Genomic DNA, 17,644 nt, shown 5'->3' on the forward strand with positions numbered 1-17,644 from the left:
GGCTGGATCAGATGACGTAGGCCTTCAGCGGCTCAAAGCCATTAAAGGCAACCGCCGAATAGGTCGTCGTATAGGCACCGGTGCCTTCGATCAGAACCTCGTCGCCGATGGTAAGGCTCACCGGCAGCGGGTAGAGGTTCTTCTCGTAGAGCACGTCGGCCGAATCGCAGGTCGGGCCGGCGATGACGCAGGGCTCCATCTTGTCGCCGTCGCGTTCGGTGCGGATCGGGTAGCGGATGGCCTCGTCCATCGTTTCGGCGAGCCCGCCGAACTTGCCGATGTCGAGGAAAACCCAGCGGGCCGTGTCGTTGTCCGACTTCTTCGAGACAAGCACCACTTCAGCCTTGATGACGCCGGCATTGCCGACCATGCCGCGGCCCGGCTCGATGATCGTCTTCGGGATCTGGTTGCCGAAATGATCGCGCAGGCTCTGGTAGATCGAACGGCCATATGCCTCGGCCGTGGGAACGTCACGGAGGTATTTCGTCGGGAAGCCGCCGCCCATGTTGACCATCTGCAGATGGATGCCCTGCTTGGCAAGCTGCACGAAAACGCGCTTGGCATCGGCAAGAGCCGAATCCCAGGCATCGACCTTGGTCATCTGCGAACCGACATGGAACGAGACGCCATAGGATTCGAGGCCAAGCTGATGGGCATAGACAAGTACATCGACAGCCATTTGCGGGACGCAGCCGAACTTGCGCGACAGCGGCCATTCAGCGCCTTCACCATCCGTGAGAACGCGGCAGAACACTCGGGCGCCGGGAGCGGCACGCGAGATCTTCTCGACTTCCTCGTGGCTGTCGACCGCAAAGAGACTGACGCCGAGCGCACAGGCGCGTGCGACATCGCGCTCCTTCTTGATCGTATTGCCGTAGGAAATGCGGGCAGCGGTCGCACCGGCATCGAGTGCCATTTCGATTTCTGCGACAGAGGCGCAATCGAAGTTGGAGCCGAGGGAAGCCAGCAGCTTCAGCACTTCCGGAGCCGGATTCGCCTTGACGGCATAGTAGATGGCGCTGTCCGGCATCGCATGACGGAAGGCGTTGAAATTGTCGCGCACGACGTCGAGGTCGACCACGAGGCAGGGACCGTCGGGACGTCGGGTTGCGAGAAAGTCGCGGATGCGCTGGGTGGTCATATCGATTCCCTCTTCCAATTCCAGAGCTCCGGCAAGAACCGGAGGACAAAGGGCATACGAATGCTCGCACTGGTACCAGCCGGTGGAGACCCCGGAACCATAGCAAGCGCTCGATGCGCAAATATTGAACCAACGCCACGAGAGCGGCATAGTTCGGCTTTGTCTGCCATGGATTGGAGGGAAAATCCCAACCGCACTTCCGGCAATGAAGGTGTGCCTCTTCAGTAACCCCGGCTGATGGAAAGCCGGAAGACACCAGAAAGGCCCGCACCGTCGTTGCTTAGGCGTCCTCGCATTTCCCGGTTGGCCGGAATAGCGACTGGAGGGGTTAGTTCCAGGTACCTTACCGATGACCTCACCTAATCGAGGGTCGGCGGACACCCATGGGCACGTGCGACTTTGGGCTGAGGACGAGATAAGAATATTCGCAGTCATAATCAAGAATTTTTTTGCCGATCGCTAAAAAAATAAATTGAACAACCGCGCGCAATTTGTTCAATCTTTCGCAACAACGGGAGACGGCCATGGACACATTGACGCGCATACGTGCCTTCATCGATGTCGTTGAAGCGGAAGGTTTTTCCGCCGCAGCGCGGCGCACGGGCCGCTCCAAGGCGCTGCTTTCCAAATATGTGCGCGAGCTGGAAGACGAGTTGGGTGCCCTGCTGCTCAATCGCACCACCCGGCAGTTTTCGATGACCGAGGCCGGGCATACTTACTACCGCACCGCCTCCGACATTTTGAAGGAGATCGACAACCTCGCCGATCTGGTCCGCGAGAACAACGCGCAACTCAAGGGCCGGCTGAAGATCTCGGTGCCGCGCACCTTTGTCGATGCCGATGTCGGTCAGTCTCTGATCGATTTTTGCAAGGAGAACCCCGATCTGCAGCTGGAAATCGCCGCAGACGACCGGTTCGTCGATCTGATCGAAGAAGGTTTCGACCTGGCGATTCGCGTCACCAAGCTTGAAGATTCGGGAATGATCGCGCGAAAGATCTCGGATTTCCGCGTCCACGTCTGCGCCACACCGGAGTTTCTCGAGCGCTATCCGAACCTCGAACATCCGACCGACATTTCCAACGTTCCCTTCATCGTCGATACGAACTCGCGCACGCAGGCAAGCGTCCGATTCTACAATCCCGACAGCACGTCATTCGCTGTCGCCGTTTCCGGGCCGATCGAGGTGAACAGCCCGCATGCGACATTGCGCGCGGCATTGTCGGGCATCGGCATTGCGGTCATTCCGGACTTCATCGCTCGTAAGCCGATCGAAGACGGCCGGCTCGTGACCCTGTTCAACGACTACATACCGACCGATCGCGGGATTTATGCCGTCTATCCGCATCGGCGCTACCTGCCGGCAAAGGTCCGCATTTTCGTGGATTACCTTCATGCTTGGTTCAAGAAGCAGGCTTGAAGCCGGCCTGATTCACTTTGCCGCCTTGAGGCCCGTCCCAATTCCGTCCCATTCTCCGGCAAGAAGACACCAACCGATTTGGGCAGAGCGGTACCCGACACATGAAGAATTCCACTTACCTGATGGCCGCGCTGATCTTTCTTGCGCCGGCCGCGGTCACGGCACATCCGCACATTTTCGTGGAAGCTCGGCTCGAAGTCGTGGCAGCGCCCGACGGCAGCGTTCAGGAGTTGCGGAACGTGTGGCGTTTCGACGAGGTGTTCTCCTCCTCCGTCGTCATGGATTTCGACAAGAACACCGATCTGAAGCTGGAGCCGAACGAGCTAGCCGAAGTCGGCAATACCGTGCGCGAGTCGCTCTCGGACTACGGCTACTACATGAATCTGACGATCGACGGAAAGAACGTGACCGTGGAGAAGCCGGACATCATTCACGTCGACTACAAGGAAGGACAGCTCCTGATGTTCTTCGCTGTAAAGCCCGCGCAGAAGATGCCGCTTAAGGGCACGCTCACCTTCGGCGTCTACGACCCCACGCTCTACACCTCGATCGACTTTCCGACGGACAAGGAGCTTTCAACGGTCGGGGACGGCTTCAAGAACTGCAAGCATGATGTGCTGCGGCCGGACGCCGATCAGGTGATATCTCAAAACAAGCAGTCGCTGACCGACGCCTTCTTCAACGATCCGACCGGCACCGACATGTCCAAGCTCTTTGCCACCAAGCTGGAGGTTTCATGCTGAAACGGAACGCTTTGCTGTTCCTTTCGATGGCCGCACTCGCACTGCTTGCGCTGATGAACGTGGCCCATGCCCAATCGCCGCTCGGGATTGGCACTGCCGAGCCGAGTTTCCAGCCGACAGGCGGACCGCTGGCGCCGTTGCTCGCCTACATCAATTACGAACAGCAGGCCTTCTACCGCGCGCTGACGGACACCCTGAAGGCAATGCGTGAAGACCCGTGGCAGCTTGCGTCGCTGATCGGTCTTTCCTTCGCCTATGGCGTCTTCCATGCGGCCGGTCCCGGGCATGGCAAGGCGGTGATCTCCTCCTACATGATCGCCAACGAAATCGAGCTGAAGCGCGGCGTAGTGATCTCCTTCATCTCGGCATTCATTCAAGGTGCAATGGCAGTGGCGCTGGTGGGCGGTGCCTGGCTCATTCTGCGTGGGAGCGGCATTACGCTGACGCAGGCGACGAATGCGATGGAGATCACAAGCTTCATCATGGTCATCGCCTTCGGTAGCTCGCTTCTCTTGCGCAAACTTCGTTCGATGATCGGCGGCCTGCCAGAGCGTGAAGTCGTGGAAACATCGGCCGGCCCGGTCAGCATGATGCTCGACTGGAAGGACAATGAAAGCCGCAGGCAAGCCTATGCCTTCGGCGAGAAGCAGGCACGCAAGGCGGGGCACAACTTCATCTCCGGCATGGCCTGCGAAACCTGCGGCCGCTCTCATGCACCTGACCCGTCGCTTTTGGGCGGCGACAAATTCAGCATCCGCGAAGCCTGGTCAGCGATCGTTGCCGTCGGTCTTCGCCCCTGCTCCGGCGCGTTGCTCGTCATGACCTTTTCGCTGCTGAACGGCCTTTATCTCGGCGGCATTCTTTCCGTGCTCGCCATGTCGCTTGGCACGGCCATCACGGTCTCAATCCTCGCGATCCTTACGGTTGCCGCCAAGGGCACCGCCGTCGGCATCTGCGGCCGTGGCTCAGCGAGATCGATCTGGATTGGCAACGCGATCGAAATCCTGGGCGCCGTCCTGGTGATTTGCATGGGCGTGCTTTTGCTGGGCGCCTCGCTTCAGGGGTAGGCTCTTACTTCCCCCTGCCTCGCTGATACTGCGCCCTCAACCAGAATATCGCGAAGAAGCCGAGCAGAAGCGCCGCGCCGGCAATGACGGCAAGCACGGGAGAATAGTTGCCGATCCAAAGGACGAGCGTCGGCAGGAAATAGATGGCCAGTCCCACGCAAATGAGGATGGTGGCGGCGGCGATCGCCTGTGAGCGGCTTTCGGGGCTCATGCGAGCCTTTCCTTTTCAAGATCGGAACGGATATCCTGCAGGCGCCGGCGCTGCTTGCCTTCGGCATCGAAGTTCTCCGGCGAAAGCCAGGTCTCGAAAGCCTCGCTGATCAGCGGCCACTCGCTGTCGATCATCGAGAACCAGGCCGTGTCGCGGTTGCGGCGCTTGGAGATCATATGCTGCCGAAAGACACCTTCGAACTTGAAGCCGTAGCGCGCGGCCGTCGTCTTGCTGGCTTCGTTGTTGTTGTCGCACTTCCATTCGTAGCGGCGGTATCCGAGATCTTCGAAGACATGCTTGGCCAAAAGGTAATGGGCCTCGGTGGAAAGCGGCGAACGCTTCATATCCGGCCCGTGCGCCACCCCGCCGATCTCGACGACGCCGTTGGCTGGGTCGGCACGCATATAATTGGCCATGCCGACGATCCTGCCGGTGGCGTTGTCGCGGAAGATGTGAGTGAGCCAGCCGGACTTGCAGGCGTTATCGAGCCAGTTGGCAAAATCGGCGATGCCGGTGAAGTCGTCCTGCGCGAAATACAGAAGCAGCGGATTGATGCGCATGCCGCCCAGTCCGTCCCAGAGCGCCTGAAGATGCTCGGCCCGGACATAGGGCTCGACGGTCACGTAGCGCCCCTTCAGTGTCACGTAACCAGGTGCCGGCACCTTGAAATTCGATAGATCGCGCATGCTCACTCCTCTCATCGGAAGAGTGGATAGGCCAGCCGCCCGGGAAAGGCAACCAGCCTGCATGTCACCGTGACAAGGAAACCTTGGCGGAGGAAACCGTTGCCTCGATATGGTCCACAAGCGCATCGGCAAGGCTAAGACGCCCCGCAAGGAGATCGAGATAGCCGCGCTCGGCCCGCGAGTCCGGCTCGATCGTCAGGCGCGATGCCGTATAGAGCTCGACCCTCTGTTCCTCCGTAGTGGCGGCTGCGACCAGCGCGTCGAGATCGGTTGGCGAGGCGAGCTCGCGCTCGATGAATGACGCAGCTTCACCGCTGACGTCGGCGGCCCTCATCTTGTCCATGACATGCGCTCGCTCGGCGTCGTCGATATGGCCGTCGGCTTTGGCCGCCGCGATCATGGCGCGGATCAGCACCAGGGCAAATTCGTTGCTGCCAGCAGGCGAAGCCGGACCGAAACCGGAATCGGCGGGTGCCGGCAGGAGAACCGGCGTCGACGGCGGAGGGGCATCCGAAGGCGTGGCAGGTGCCTGGCCCGCCTGGTAGTTCTTGTAGGCCTGGTATCCGAGGCCGGCGATCGCTGCGAGCCCGCCGATTGCTATCGCGTTGCCGGCAATGTTGCGGCCCGTCTTCGTCCCAAGAAGCACAGTCGCCAGCGCTCCGGCCTTCCACGGATTATCCTTGGCCAACTGGACGGCATCGCCGGCCCGGTTGCGGACACTTCCGCCGACGCCCGGTATTTGAGATCCCAGGAACTGGTCAAGAAGCTTCTTCGCGTCGAACATCCTTCATCGTCTCCCTGTTGAGGCAGAACTGAAGATAGGAACCAGATTGGCAAATACAAATGCCGGCGAAGCCGCCGGCACCTTGTTGCGATCAGGAAAATGTCAGCCTTTCAGCGCAGCCGCTTCCGAGGCGAGTTTGGTGATGCCTTCCCAATCGCCCGCAGCGACGAGTTCCTTCGGCGCCACCCAGGATCCGCCAACGCAGATGACGTTTGGCAAAGACAGGTAATCATTGGCGTTTTTGAGCGAAATGCCACCGGTCGGGCAGAAGAGCGTGCCGGCGAGCGGCGAGGAAAGCGCCTTGAGATATGCGGCTCCGCCTGCCTGTTCGGCGGGAAAGAATTTCAATACCTTGTAGCCTTCTTCGCGAAGCGCCATGACCTCGCTTGCCGTAGCAGCGCCCGGCAGCAGCGGAACCGGCGATGCCGAAGCGGCATCGAGCAGTTCCTGCGTGGCCCCCGGGCTGACGACGAACTTCGAGCCGGCAGCAATGGCCGCATCCCACTGCTTTGCATCCAGGATCGTGCCTGCGCCGACTTCCGCACCTTCGACCTCCTGGGCAACGGCACGGACCGTATCGAGTGCTGCAGGCGTGCGCATGGTGATCTCAATCGCCTTCAGGCCGCCTGCGACCAGCGCACGCGCCAGCAAAACGCCGGACTTCACGTCATCGACGATAAGCACCGGAACAACTGGCTGGAGTTTGAGGATGGAAAGGAGCTTTTCTGTCTTCTCGCCCATGGCCGCACGGTTCCTTAAACGATTGAATTGGGCTCCCGAATACCCCTATGGACCCTGTTTGTCGAGACAAAACAGATGCGGCAAGAAGATGGGTATCCCTTCCGGGAGATTTACGCTACGGTGCGGCGATCGTCACAAAAGGTTCACTGAAATGGCGAAAGAGATCGAGCGGAAATTTCTGGTACGCAACGACGGCTGGCGCGCCAAGGCCGTGACGAAATCGATCCTCAGACAAGGTTACATCGCCTCGATGGACGACCGGTCCGTGCGTGTGCGCATCCTTGACGGAAAGAGCGCGCGGCTGACGATCAAGATCGGCCGCAGCAGCGTGACCCGCGACGAATTCGAATACGAAATTCCCGTTTCTGACGCCGAAGAGCTGATGCAAAGCGCCATTGGCCTGGTGATCGAAAAAACGCGCTACCGCGTGCCGCATGACAGCTTCGTGTGGGAAGTCGATGTCTTTGCCGGTGCGCATCGCGGCCTGGTGATCGCTGAGGTGGAGATGACGTCCGAAAATGACGATCCCTCCCGCCCGGCCTGGCTTGGCCGCGAAGTGACCGGCGATTTCCGCTATTCCAACCAAGCGCTGGCGACCGAATTCGAGTACGATCAGGATGCCCTTTCGCATACGGCCTGATTTCGATTTCACCGATGAGTTTCGAAGAGTGGCAACGGAACAGCTGGAACGTGCCATTGCTGTTCTCGAGGAGCGGCCGGGCGGCGCGCATGAGGCGGTCCATGCTTTTCGCAAGAACGTCAAGCGGCTGCGCTCTCTTTACCGGCTCGTGGCCAAGGAGGTTCCGGACTTTCAGAAGCGACAAAATGCCAGGCTGCGCGAGACGGCAAAATCGCTTTCATCGATCCGGGACGCCACAGCCCTGATCGGTACTGCCGAATATTTGCAAAAAGGCGCCCGCGGCAACGCAGAGAGCGAGGCGCTCATGCGCATCGTCACAATTTTGCAAGCACGGCGTGACTGGATGGCGGAGGCCGAAAGCGGGCTTGAGCAGAAGCTTCACGAGACGGCCGTCTCGCTGAAGGACGCGATCGGCGAAGTCGAGAGGGTTTCTTTCAAGAACAAGCGCAGCAGGAACGCCCGCATGCTCGCCAACAGCTGGAAGCGCACTTCGCAAAGAGCGCGCACGGCGTTCGATGCATGCCGCGATACGGCAGCGACCGAGGATTTTCATGAACTGCGCAAGCGAACCTACGACTACCGGCTCTATCACGCGCTGCTGCGAAATTTGTGGCCCGCCGCGATGAAGGCGAAGCAGGATGCAGCCACGGATCTCGCAGAACGGCTCGGCCGCGTCAACGATCTCTCGGTGCTGTCGCAACTGGTTGAGGCGGAGCCGCAGCTCTTTACCCGCAATGAAGATCTCGCCCACCTGCTCGATGCCATCATCTTCCGCCAACAGGAAGAGCGGCAAACCGCGCTCCAAGAGGCCGGCCGCATCTTTGCCGACAAACCGCAACATGAGGCCAGCCGGATCGAGGCACTCTGGCTGTTGAGCCGGAACTGAATTCGAAAAGCGCCAACACTTGGCGCGCGCGCCCGCAATGGCAAAGCTTGCGCAAAAACGCTTCAGACTGTATTTCAGCGCCATGACCGACAGCATCAATCACACCAGCCCGTTCCTCGTGGCGGCGCTTTATCATTTTGTTTCCGTGCCGCGCTTTGAAAGCCTGTGCGTGCCCCTGCAGACGCTTTGCGAAGAAAACGGCGTGAAGGGGACGCTGCTGTTGGCGCATGAAGGTATCAACGGGACGATCGCCGGACCGGATGCCGGCATCGAAACGGTGCTCGCCTACCTGCGGGCGCAGCCGGAATTCATCGCCCTGGAGCACAAGGAAAGCCGCGCATCCAAAATGCCTTTCCTGCGCATGAAGGTGAAACTCAAAAAAGAGATCGTCACGATGGGGGTCGACAATATCGACCCCAACAAGGTGGTTGGGACCTATGTGATGCCGCAGGATTGGAACGCGTTGATTTCCGATCCCGACACGGTTGTCATCGACACGCGCAACGACTACGAAACGGCGATCGGCACCTTTCGGGGCGCCGTCGATCCGAAAACCAGGACCTTCCGCGAATTTCCGGAATGGGTGCGCCAGAACACCGGCCTGCACAACAAGCCGAAGATCGCCATGTACTGCACCGGTGGTATCCGCTGCGAAAAGGCGACGGCCTTCATGAAGGAGCAGGGTTTCGAGGAGGTCTACCACCTCAAGGGCGGTATCTTGAAGTATCTGGAGGAGGTTCCAAGGGAGGAAAGCCTGTGGGACGGCGCCTGCTTCGTGTTCGACGAGCGGGTGTCGGTCGAGCACGGACTGAAGGAAGGCGAGCACAAGCTCTGCCATGCCTGCCGCAATCCGATCACCGCAAAGGAAACCACCTCGCCGCTTTACGAGGAAGGCGTTTCCTGCAGCTACTGCTACCATACGCGCACTGAAGACGACCGGCTTCGCTATCGCCAGCGGCAGCTGCAGATCGCGCTTGCCAAGAAACGCGGTCTCAAGCACATCGGGACTTAGGTTCAGGCAGCGGTTATCTGGCGCGGCATCGCGTCCAGGGCACGGCGTGCTTCAAGCATTTCGGTGATCCTGTCTGCCGGCACCGGCTTGCTGAAGAAATAACCCTGCAGGCAATCGCAACCAAAGAGACGAACGGCCAGTGCCTGCTCTTCCGTCTCGATGCCCTCGGCCGTCACCGGAATATCCAGTGAGCGGGCAAGCGCGACGGTTGCCTGCAACATCTCGCGCTGGCTGTCGCTTTCGGTCACGCCCTCGACCAGCGAACGATCGATCTTGATGCGGTCGAAACCGAATTGGCGGAGATAACCGATCGACGAAAAGCCCGAGCCGAAATCGTCGAGCGCGATCTTGACGCCGAGCGTCTTCAGCCGCTCGATCGATTGACGGGTGCGCTGCGGATTCTGGATCATGTATCCTTCGGTGATCTCCAGCGTTACGCGTTCCGCCTCGATCGCCGTATGTTTCAGGACATAGCGAACATAGTCGGTAAAGGCCGGATTGCGGAACTGGCCGGGGGAAACGTTTACGGCAACGCGCAGCTCCGGCCATTGCTTGGCGGTCTCACAGGCCTTGCGCAGCACAAACAGACCAAGCGCCTCGATAAGCCCGCTGGTCTCAGCGATGGGGATGAATACGTCCGGTGAGACTGGTCCGTGGCCGGGACGATTCCAGCGTACCAGCGCTTCGACGCCGTTCATCTCATGTGTAGCGGCATCGATCAGCGGCTGATAGGCAAGCGTCAGATCGCCACTTTCGATCGCAACGCGCAGATCGAGTTCAAGCGCATTGCGCTCCTCGCGGTCGGCATCCATGGCGGGATCGTAAAGCGTCATGCGGGCCCGGCCCGCTTCCTTGGCCTTGTACATCGCAAGATCGGCCCGGCGGACCAATTCTTCGCGGCCGATCGTCCCGCCAGCAGCCATCGCGATGCCGATGCTGGCGCCGATGACGACGACGCGCCGGCCGATCTCCAGCGGCTCCGCCAAAAAATCCAGGATCTGTTCCGAAAGCTGCAGCGCATCGGCGCTGCCGCCTTCAGACAGGAAAGCAATCGCAAATTCGTCGCCGCCAATGCGCGCCAGAACCGCGCCATCTGGAACCAGCACCTTGAGGCCGGCAGCAACTGCGCGGATCAACTGATCACCGGTGCCATGCCCGTAGGCATCGTTGACCTCCTTGAAACCGTCGAGGTCGAGATAGAGGAGCAGTACGTTCTTGCCGGTCTGCCTCGCCTTGGCAACGACGTCATCGACAGCAATCCCAAGGCCTTCGCGGTTCGACAGACCGCTGAGGCGATCGCGGAGCGCATCCTCGCGGGCAGTGTTTTCCTCCGCCTTCAGCCGGCGTCCGGCAAGCCAGCCGATGACGAGCAGGCCGGCGAAGAACAGCCCGACGAGGCTGAGTGCCTTCACAATCGTCGGGCGCACCTGTGCGTAGCTGATGTCGCCCGGCGAACGCGAAATCCATACGAGTTTTCCGAGTGCCTTGCCGGCGGCGTCATCGATGGCCACGGAATAGTGCGCGTCGTAAGCGGCCGGCACCAGCTTCAATCCCTGGATGACATAGGTCTCGCCGAGGCCCTTGATGGTCTGCCCGTTCAGATGGCGGGCAAAAATCAGGTAGCGGCGCTGCCCTTGAGGTGCATTCAGCGTGCCGGATTTTTCACGCACGAGCGCAACGCCGACTGCCGCAATGCCGCTCTTGGTGCCGACGAAACCCACGGCTTCCGGTGATGAGAGCCCGGCGGCCTTCACTTTGTCGAACAACGTCCACAGCGACGGCGCAAAGAAATCGTCGATCGCGTCGTTTGACGGCTGGCCGTCGCGATAGACCATCAGCGGCTTCTTGTCGTCATCTATGACGATCGCCACGTCGAAGAGCGCGCTATTGGAGGACATTTCGCCGTAGTTGCTGATCGTCCAAGCCATGCCATCCGGGGCATAGACATTGACGGCCGCGTCGTCCCAGGCGGCGTAGTCGTTCAGCGTCGCGCCGAGTTGCGCTTCGAACGTCTTGATCGCCCCGGCCGTGGTTTCGCGCGAACGTTCCTCGTCGAGAATATTGGCGTTATCGGTGACGCGCGACAAAGCCGTCAGCACCATGACGGTAACGACCGCGACCATAGCCGCAAAGGAAAAAAGCACACCCGCAACAGTTGCGTGGCGGCCGATCCCCGATGCCTGATTTTTTTGCCTAAAGAACGCAGGCATACATGACTCCCCGATAACGGGGACTTTGCCAGTCAAGGCTTCAAAAACGGTTAAAGCGAAAGGCTACAAGGCTTCATCCAGGGTGATTTTTCTGAATGAAGATCACCGCGCATCGAAATGCCCTCCCCTCGGAACGGGAGGGCTTGATTTCATACCGGTTGGGTCGCTTACCAGCCTGCGATAACCGAACCCTTGAAAGTATCGGCGATGAACTGCTTCACGTCATCGCTGTGATAGGCTTCGACCAGCGTCTTCACCCAAGGCTGATCCTTGTCCTTCTCGTTGACCGCAAGGATATTGACATAGGGTGCCTTTTCGCCTTCGCGGGCAATCGGATCCTTGGAAGGATCAAGACCGGCTTCCAACGCATAGTTGGTGTTGATAACGGCAGCATCTACATCGTCGAGGGAACGCGGCAGCTGGGCGGCATCGAGTTCGGCGAACTTCAGATTCCTGGCATTTTCCGTGACATCGGCAGGTCCGACCTTCAGGCTCGCGCCGTCCTTGAGCTTGATCAATCCCTTATCGGCGAGGATCAGCAGAGCACGGCCGCCATTGGTGGGGTCGTTGGGGATCGCAACAGTGGCACCATCGGCGAGGTCGTCCAGGCTCTTCACCTTCTTGGAATAGATGCCCATCGGGAAGTTGACCGTATAGGCGACGTCAACGATCGCGAAGCCGCGATCGGCGACCTGGTTGTCGAGATAAGGCTTGTGCTGGAAGGAGTTGGCGTTCAGCTCACCATCGGCAAGCGCCTGGTTCGGCACGACATAGTCGGAAAATTCAAGGATCTCGATGTCGAGGCCCTTGGGCGCTGCAACTTCCTTCACCTTCTCCATGATCTGTGCATGCGGACCTGGCGTGACGCCAATCTTGATGCTTTCGGCCGCGGCAGCAGTCGCAAAGGCCGCTGCAAGGGCGGCCGCGAGGATGATTTTCTTCATCGATCTTCTCCTTGGGTTAATGGCAATTCGATCAATTCTTGCGCGATCGCTTGTCGAAACGGCGGGCAAGTGCATCGCCGGCGCTCTGCACCGCCTGGACGAGCAGGATCAGGACGATGACGACGACCAGCATCACGTCCGGCATGAAACGCTGGTAGCCATAGCGAATGCCGAGATCGCCGAGCCCGCCGCCGCCCACGGCGCCGACCATCGCCGAATAGCCGATGAGGCTGACCAGCGTCATCGTGAGCGCCAGTGTCAGCGCCGGACGCGCTTCGGCAAGAAGCACCTTGCGCACGATCTGCATCGGGGTCGCACCCATGGCGCGGGCGGCTTCGATCAAGCCCTTGTCGACGTCGCGGATGGCAGCCTCGACGAGCCGCGCGAAGAACGGGATGGTTGCGATCGTCAACGGTACGATCGCGGCCTTGGTGCCGATCGACGTGCCGGTAACCAGGCGCGTGAATGGAATGATCGCAACGACGAGGATGATGAAAGGCGTCGAGCGCGTTGCGTTGACGAGCAGTCCAACGACTCTGTTGAAAGAAGGCGCCGGAAAGAGCTCGCCGCGACCGCTTGTGGCCAGGAACACGCCGATCGGCAACCCGATCAGGGAGCCGATGAGGCCGGCGATCGCCACCATGCGCAGCGTGTCGAGCGTTGCCTTGGCTATGAGAAGCAGAAGATCAGGAGACATAGCCGAGCACCTCCGCAACGAGACCGTTCGCGTTGAAGAATTCATCCGCTTTCGCAAAAGTCGCATCATCCGCGGCATAGGTGATGATAAGCGAGCCGTAGGGTTCGCCGCCGATCTCGTCGACCGTTCCGGCGATAATGTTGATATCCGAACCCAACGTCTGGATAAGCTGCGAGATCAGCGGCTGTTCAGCAGTTCGCCCGAAGAACGTGATGCGCACGGCAACGCGACCGCCTTGTGTCTTGTGCGGCCGCAGGCCGGATGCCAGCGCTGCCGGAAGCTTCGAACCCGGCAACCCGGCAAGCAGAGCGCGCGTCGTTGGATGTTGCGGCCGGGTGAAGACCTCGAAGGTGCGGCCGCGCTCGACGATGATGCCCTTGTCGATCACCGCAACGTCGCTGGTGACGGCTTTGACGACCTCCATCTCGTGGGTGATCAGAAGCACCGTAAGCCCCAACTCTGCATTGATCCGCTTTAAGAGCTCTAGGATCGACTGGGTGGTCTCCGGATCGAGCGCGGAGGTCGCTTCATCGGAAAGCAAGAGCTTCGGCTGCGTGGCAAGTGCGCGGGCAATGCCGACGCGCTGTTTCTGCCCACCGGACAGTTCTGCCGGATAGCGGTCTCGTTTGTCCGAAAGCCCGACGAGATTAAGCAGCGGCTCGACGCGTGCACGAATGGCGTTTTTGTCGAAACCGGCGATTTCCAGGGGCAGTGCCACATTGCCGAAGGCGGTGCGCGAGGACAACAGGTTGAAATGCTGGAAGATCATGCCGACCGAACGGCGCAGCACACGCAGGCCAGCCTCGTCCAGATCGGGCACGTTGACGCCATCGACGATGATCTTGCCGCTTGTTGGACGTTCCAGGCCGTTGACAAGACGGATCAGCGTCGACTTGCCGGCCCCGGAACGCCCGATGATGCCAGTAATGGAGCTGCGTGCGACGGCAAAATCGACCGCTTCAAGGGCGGTAAACGATTTGTTCTCGGCGCCGAAGCGTTTCGATACGGCTTCGAAGAGGACGCTGTTTGCGGCATTGGCCGCGCTGGAAGGGTCGGAAGGCATGGATGCTCTCGATGTTCAACTAGTCGGCAATCGCTGAATGGCTGGCGACGCGGCGCGTCTGATCAGGCCGGCATTCGGCAACGCATTCGGAACAGAGAGGCAGTCTTTATCATCACACAACCGGAAGATTCAATTTGATCGGCGCATGGCTGCCATGCGCAGGGATGTAATGCTTTATGGCGGAGTTCCAGTCGCGATTGACAGAGAGATTTTTTCTTTGAATCGGTCAGGGCGGCAAAAAACCACCCATTGTGCAATCGCCTGAGTGACGAAGCAGCACCGCCTGCTTCTTCCCCGGCGGGTGAAGTGTCGGATGGGGGTGAACGATGAAAGGAGCGAACGATCGAACAACAAGAGGTCGGGTCTTCCAGAAGGCCCAACCGGCTTTCGGGTCTTCTCGCCAGAAGCGGCGGAAGGTTCAACCCGCCTTGTGATTGCCCGCCGGAAACTGGCTTGCCAGCTCCCGGTACCATTTGCCGCTCTTCTTGAGCGTGCGGACCTGGGTGTCGTAATCGACATGCACGAGGCCGAAACGCATCTTGTAGCCTTCCGCCCATTCGAAGTTGTCCATCAGGCTCCAGGCGAAGTAACCGCGCATGGGGAAGCCGTCCTTGATGAGATCGGCGACGACCGCCAGGTGATCGCTGTAATAATCCAGTCGCGGCTGGTCATCGACCTCGCCGTTGACCACATCCATGTTGTAGCAGGCGCCATTCTCGGTGATGTAGCATTCCGGCAGTTCATAGCGACGATAGAGGTCTTCGACGACATGCTTGAGGCCGGGCGCATAGACCTCCCAGCCGATATCTGTCTTCACGTCGCTGGCACGCGGCGCTTCGGCCGTCCACGGGAAATCGCCGTTTTTTGCCGGGTCGTCGGCAACACGCAAAGGCGTATAGTAGTTCAGCCCCCACCAATCGAGCGTCTGGCCGATGATCTTCAGGTCCCCATCTTCGACGGCGGGCATGTTGCCGCCGAGTGCTTCCACGAACTCGCTCGGATACTCGCCCTTGAAGACCGGATCGAAGAAGGCGCCGTTGTGGAACTGATGCGCGCGTTCGCCGGCCGCAATATCCGCCTTGCTCTGTGATCTTGGAATGACGGGCATCGCATTCAGCACCAGGCCGGCTGGCACCTTCGGCGCCTCGGCGCGGATGGCCTCGACACCAAGCCCGTGCGCAAGGTTGATGTAGTGCATGGCGTGAAGGGCTGCCTGCATGTTGCGCTCGCCCGGTGCGTGGATGCCGTAGAGGTGGCTGAGCCAGACGATGCACCATGGTTCGTTGAAGGTCGCGACGCTGTCGAGCCGGTCGCCGAGACGCGCCATGACGGTCTTTGCGTAGCGTTGATAGGCGTAGGCCGTGGAGCGCGCCGTCCAGCCGCCGTCGCCTGCCAACAGCAGCGGCAGGTCCCAGTGATAAAGCGTCGCGAAGGTCTTGATGCCTCGCGCCTTGCAACCGTCTACGAGGCGGTCGTAGAAATCGAGGCCGGCTTCGTTCACAGGCCCTGTTCCATCTGGAATGATGCGCGGCCAGGCGATCGAGAAGCGATAGGCCTCGACCCCCATGTCCTTGATCAGGTCAAGGTCCTGCTCGAGCCGATTGTAGTGATCGCAGGCAATATCGCCGTTATCGCGGTTATGGACACGGCCCGGCATGTTGCAGAAGGCATCCCAGATCGACGGTTTGCGCCCATCCGCTTTACTGGCACCTTCGATCTGGAAGGCAGCCGTCGCGACGCCGAAGGTGAAATCGCCCGGAAAGCGGGCGGCGAGTGTCTTGGGATCTAGCATCAAAAAACCCCGTCTGGTTATGGACTGGTCGGTCAAGCGGCGGTGTAGCCAAAGGAACCGGCGTTGTACAGAGTGGAAACGTCAATCCTGCAACGGTGCAGGCCGATAGCGAACCTGCCGGGTAGGTGTCGCACTCACGCTGACGTCTCCGGAAAAACGAGGCGATGGACCTCCCCCGTTCGCGGGGAGAAGGTGGCTGCAGCCGGACGAGGGGCTCGCCCAAGATCCGGTCATCAAAGCTTGACCCAAGCCCCATTCCGCTTCGACGAAGCAACGCAGGCCTCGACGAAGGCAACGCCCTTCACGCCGTCATCGACGGTCGGATAGACCACGGCCTTTTCGACCGCTTTGCCCTTCTTGTGCGCATTGATCGCATGGGCCGCTTCCGTATAGATCGTCGCGAAGGCTTCGAGGTAGCCTTCCGGATGGCCGGAGGGAATGCGTGAGACGCGGGCAGCGGCAGCACCCGAACCCGCGCCGTTGCGGGTAATCAGGCGCTTCGGCTCGCCGAACGGCGTGTACCAGAGATAGTTGGGGTCTGCCTGCACCCACTCGAAGCCGCCCTTGGTGCCGTAGACGCGAATCTTCAGCCCATTTTCATGGCCGGGAGCCACCTGGCTGCACCAGAGCATGCCCTTGGCCGGCCTCTCCTTGCCTTTTGCCTTGAAGCGCAGAAGCACGTGAGCGTTGTCGTCCAGGCGACGGCCTTCGACGAAACTATCGAGATCGGCCGCAAGACTGTCGAGTTCGAGGCCGGTGATGAAGGAGGCAAGGTTATAGGCATGCGTGCCGATATCGCCGGTCGAACCGCCCGCGCCCGACTGTGCCGGGTCGGTGCGCCAGACGGCCTGCTTGGCACCGCTCTGCTCGACAGGCTCAGTCAGCCAGTCCTGCGGATATTCGGCCTGCACGATGCGGATATCGCCGAGTTCACCATTGGCAATCATCTCGCGCGCCTGACGGACCATCGGATAGCCGGTGTAATTGTGCGTCAGGATGAATAGCGCGCCGCTCTCGTCGGCGACCTTCTTCAGCCTCTTGGCGTCGGCAAGATTGGAGGTCAGCGGCTTGTCGCAGATGACGTGGATGCCCCGACGCAGGAATTCCTTGGCGGCATTGTAGTGAACATGGTTCGGCGTGACGATCGAGACCGCCTCGATGCCGTTCTTAAGCTTCGCCTCACGGATCGCCATTTCGCGGTAGCTTGCGTAGGTGCGCGACGGGGCAAGGCCGAGATCGCGGCCCGATGCGATCGCCTTTTCCGGCGTCGACGACAGCGCACCTGCGATGAGTTCGTATTGATCGTCGATGCGGGCGGCTATGCGATGCACGGCGCCGATGAACGCACCCGCTCCGCCGCCGACCATGCCGAGGCGGATGCGCGGCTCGCGCGCCTGTTCACTTGATCCTTCAATTGCCATAGGTTCCTCCAAAGAAATGAGTGTTTGCCGACGGTCTCGCGACTCCCTCTCCTCAGGGGGAAAAGGTGGCGATAGCCGGATGGGGGTGCGGCTGATGCAGTCTTTCGCCGTTTGCTCAAGACGTCGCTCGGCTGCGCCCCCTCATCCGTCCTTCGGGACATCTTCTCCCCGAGGGGAGAAGTAAAAAA

Annotated in this window: 17 protein-coding genes; 6 read left to right on the forward strand and 11 right to left on the reverse strand. The window is 60.2% G+C overall.

What is annotated here, in order from left to right:
- Positions 1-7 precede the first annotated feature (7 nt).
- Complete coding sequence (odc2, locus tag AM571_RS17645; RefSeq protein WP_074062516.1) at positions 8-1,141, reverse strand: ornithine/lysine decarboxylase; 1,134 nt, start codon at positions 1,139-1,141, stop codon at positions 8-10.
- 524 nt (positions 1,142-1,665) lie between these two features.
- On the opposite strand from odc2, the gene AM571_RS17650 reads away from it, so the two are divergent.
- From AM571_RS17650 to AM571_RS17660, 3 genes are all read left to right on the forward strand, one after another.
- Complete coding sequence (locus tag AM571_RS17650) at positions 1,666-2,559, forward strand: LysR family transcriptional regulator (RefSeq protein ID WP_074062517.1); 894 nt, start codon at positions 1,666-1,668, stop codon at positions 2,557-2,559.
- 101 nt (positions 2,560-2,660) lie between these two features.
- Positions 2,661-3,302 carry a DUF1007 family protein gene (locus AM571_RS17655; protein ID WP_074062518.1) on the forward strand — a complete coding sequence of 214 codons (642 nt, stop codon included), beginning with the start codon at positions 2,661-2,663 and terminating at the stop codon, positions 3,300-3,302.
- Complete coding sequence (locus AM571_RS17660; RefSeq protein WP_074062519.1) at positions 3,296-4,369, forward strand: nickel/cobalt transporter; 1,074 nt, start codon at positions 3,296-3,298, stop codon at positions 4,367-4,369. Before AM571_RS17655 ends, AM571_RS17660 begins: the two co-directional genes overlap by 7 nt.
- Positions 4,370-4,373: 4 nt before the next feature.
- Here the strand turns inward: AM571_RS17660 and AM571_RS17665 are convergent, their stop codons facing one another.
- From AM571_RS17665 to AM571_RS17680, 4 genes are all read right to left on the reverse strand, one after another.
- Positions 4,374-4,580, reverse strand: a complete 207-nt coding sequence (locus AM571_RS17665; protein WP_074062520.1) for a hypothetical protein — start codon at positions 4,578-4,580, stop codon at positions 4,374-4,376.
- Positions 4,577-5,266 (reverse strand): GNAT family N-acetyltransferase, encoded by a 690-nt coding sequence (locus tag AM571_RS17670; RefSeq protein WP_074062521.1) that lies wholly within the window; start codon positions 5,264-5,266, stop codon positions 4,577-4,579. The genes AM571_RS17665 and AM571_RS17670 overlap by 4 nt, the downstream gene beginning before the upstream one ends.
- 64 nt (positions 5,267-5,330) lie before the next feature.
- Positions 5,331-6,050, reverse strand: a complete 720-nt coding sequence (locus AM571_RS17675; protein WP_074062522.1) for a tellurite resistance TerB family protein — start codon at positions 6,048-6,050, stop codon at positions 5,331-5,333.
- 102 nt (positions 6,051-6,152) lie between these two features.
- Positions 6,153-6,791 carry a 2-dehydro-3-deoxy-phosphogluconate aldolase gene (locus AM571_RS17680; protein WP_074062523.1) on the reverse strand — a complete coding sequence of 213 codons (639 nt, stop codon included), beginning with the start codon at positions 6,789-6,791 and terminating at the stop codon, positions 6,153-6,155.
- Between the two features lie 151 nt (positions 6,792-6,942).
- Between AM571_RS17680 and AM571_RS17685 the strand changes: the two genes are divergently transcribed.
- From AM571_RS17685 to AM571_RS17695, 3 genes are all read left to right on the forward strand, one after another.
- Positions 6,943-7,431, forward strand: a complete 489-nt coding sequence (locus AM571_RS17685; protein ID WP_074062524.1) for a CYTH domain-containing protein — start codon at positions 6,943-6,945, stop codon at positions 7,429-7,431.
- Complete coding sequence (locus AM571_RS17690) at positions 7,409-8,317, forward strand: CHAD domain-containing protein (RefSeq protein WP_074062525.1); 909 nt, start codon at positions 7,409-7,411, stop codon at positions 8,315-8,317. The genes AM571_RS17685 and AM571_RS17690 overlap by 23 nt, the downstream gene beginning before the upstream one ends.
- Before the next feature lie 82 nt (positions 8,318-8,399).
- On the forward strand, positions 8,400-9,329 hold the full coding sequence (locus AM571_RS17695; protein ID WP_074063333.1) for a rhodanese-related sulfurtransferase: 930 nt from the start codon (positions 8,400-8,402) through the stop codon (positions 9,327-9,329).
- Positions 9,330-9,331: 2 nt separating this feature from the next.
- Here the strand turns inward: AM571_RS17695 and AM571_RS17700 are convergent, their stop codons facing one another.
- From AM571_RS17700 to AM571_RS17725, 6 genes are all read right to left on the reverse strand, one after another.
- On the reverse strand, positions 9,332-11,539 hold the full coding sequence (locus tag AM571_RS17700; protein ID WP_074062526.1) for an EAL domain-containing protein: 2,208 nt from the start codon (positions 11,537-11,539) through the stop codon (positions 9,332-9,334).
- Between the two features lie 167 nt (positions 11,540-11,706).
- Positions 11,707-12,483 carry a MetQ/NlpA family ABC transporter substrate-binding protein gene (locus tag AM571_RS17705; protein ID WP_074062527.1) on the reverse strand — a complete coding sequence of 259 codons (777 nt, stop codon included), beginning with the start codon at positions 12,481-12,483 and terminating at the stop codon, positions 11,707-11,709.
- 31 nt (positions 12,484-12,514) lie between these two features.
- The gene (locus AM571_RS17710) at positions 12,515-13,180 is read right to left on the reverse strand and encodes a methionine ABC transporter permease (protein ID WP_074062528.1); all 666 of its coding nucleotides are present in this window, start codon (positions 13,178-13,180) and stop codon (positions 12,515-12,517) included.
- Positions 13,170-14,243, reverse strand: a complete 1,074-nt coding sequence (locus tag AM571_RS17715) for a methionine ABC transporter ATP-binding protein (protein ID WP_074062529.1) — start codon at positions 14,241-14,243, stop codon at positions 13,170-13,172. The genes AM571_RS17710 and AM571_RS17715 overlap by 11 nt, the downstream gene beginning before the upstream one ends.
- A 418-nt stretch (positions 14,244-14,661) precedes the next feature.
- On the reverse strand, positions 14,662-16,035 hold the full coding sequence (locus tag AM571_RS17720; RefSeq protein WP_074062530.1) for a GH1 family beta-glucosidase: 1,374 nt from the start codon (positions 16,033-16,035) through the stop codon (positions 14,662-14,664).
- 233 nt (positions 16,036-16,268) lie between these two features.
- Positions 16,269-17,456, reverse strand: a complete 1,188-nt coding sequence (locus AM571_RS17725; protein WP_074062531.1) for a Gfo/Idh/MocA family protein — start codon at positions 17,454-17,456, stop codon at positions 16,269-16,271.
- Positions 17,457-17,644 lie beyond the last annotated feature (188 nt).

Source organism: Rhizobium etli 8C-3, assembly GCF_001908375.1.
GTDB classification, from domain to species: Bacteria; Pseudomonadota; Alphaproteobacteria; order Rhizobiales; family Rhizobiaceae; genus Rhizobium; species Rhizobium etli_B.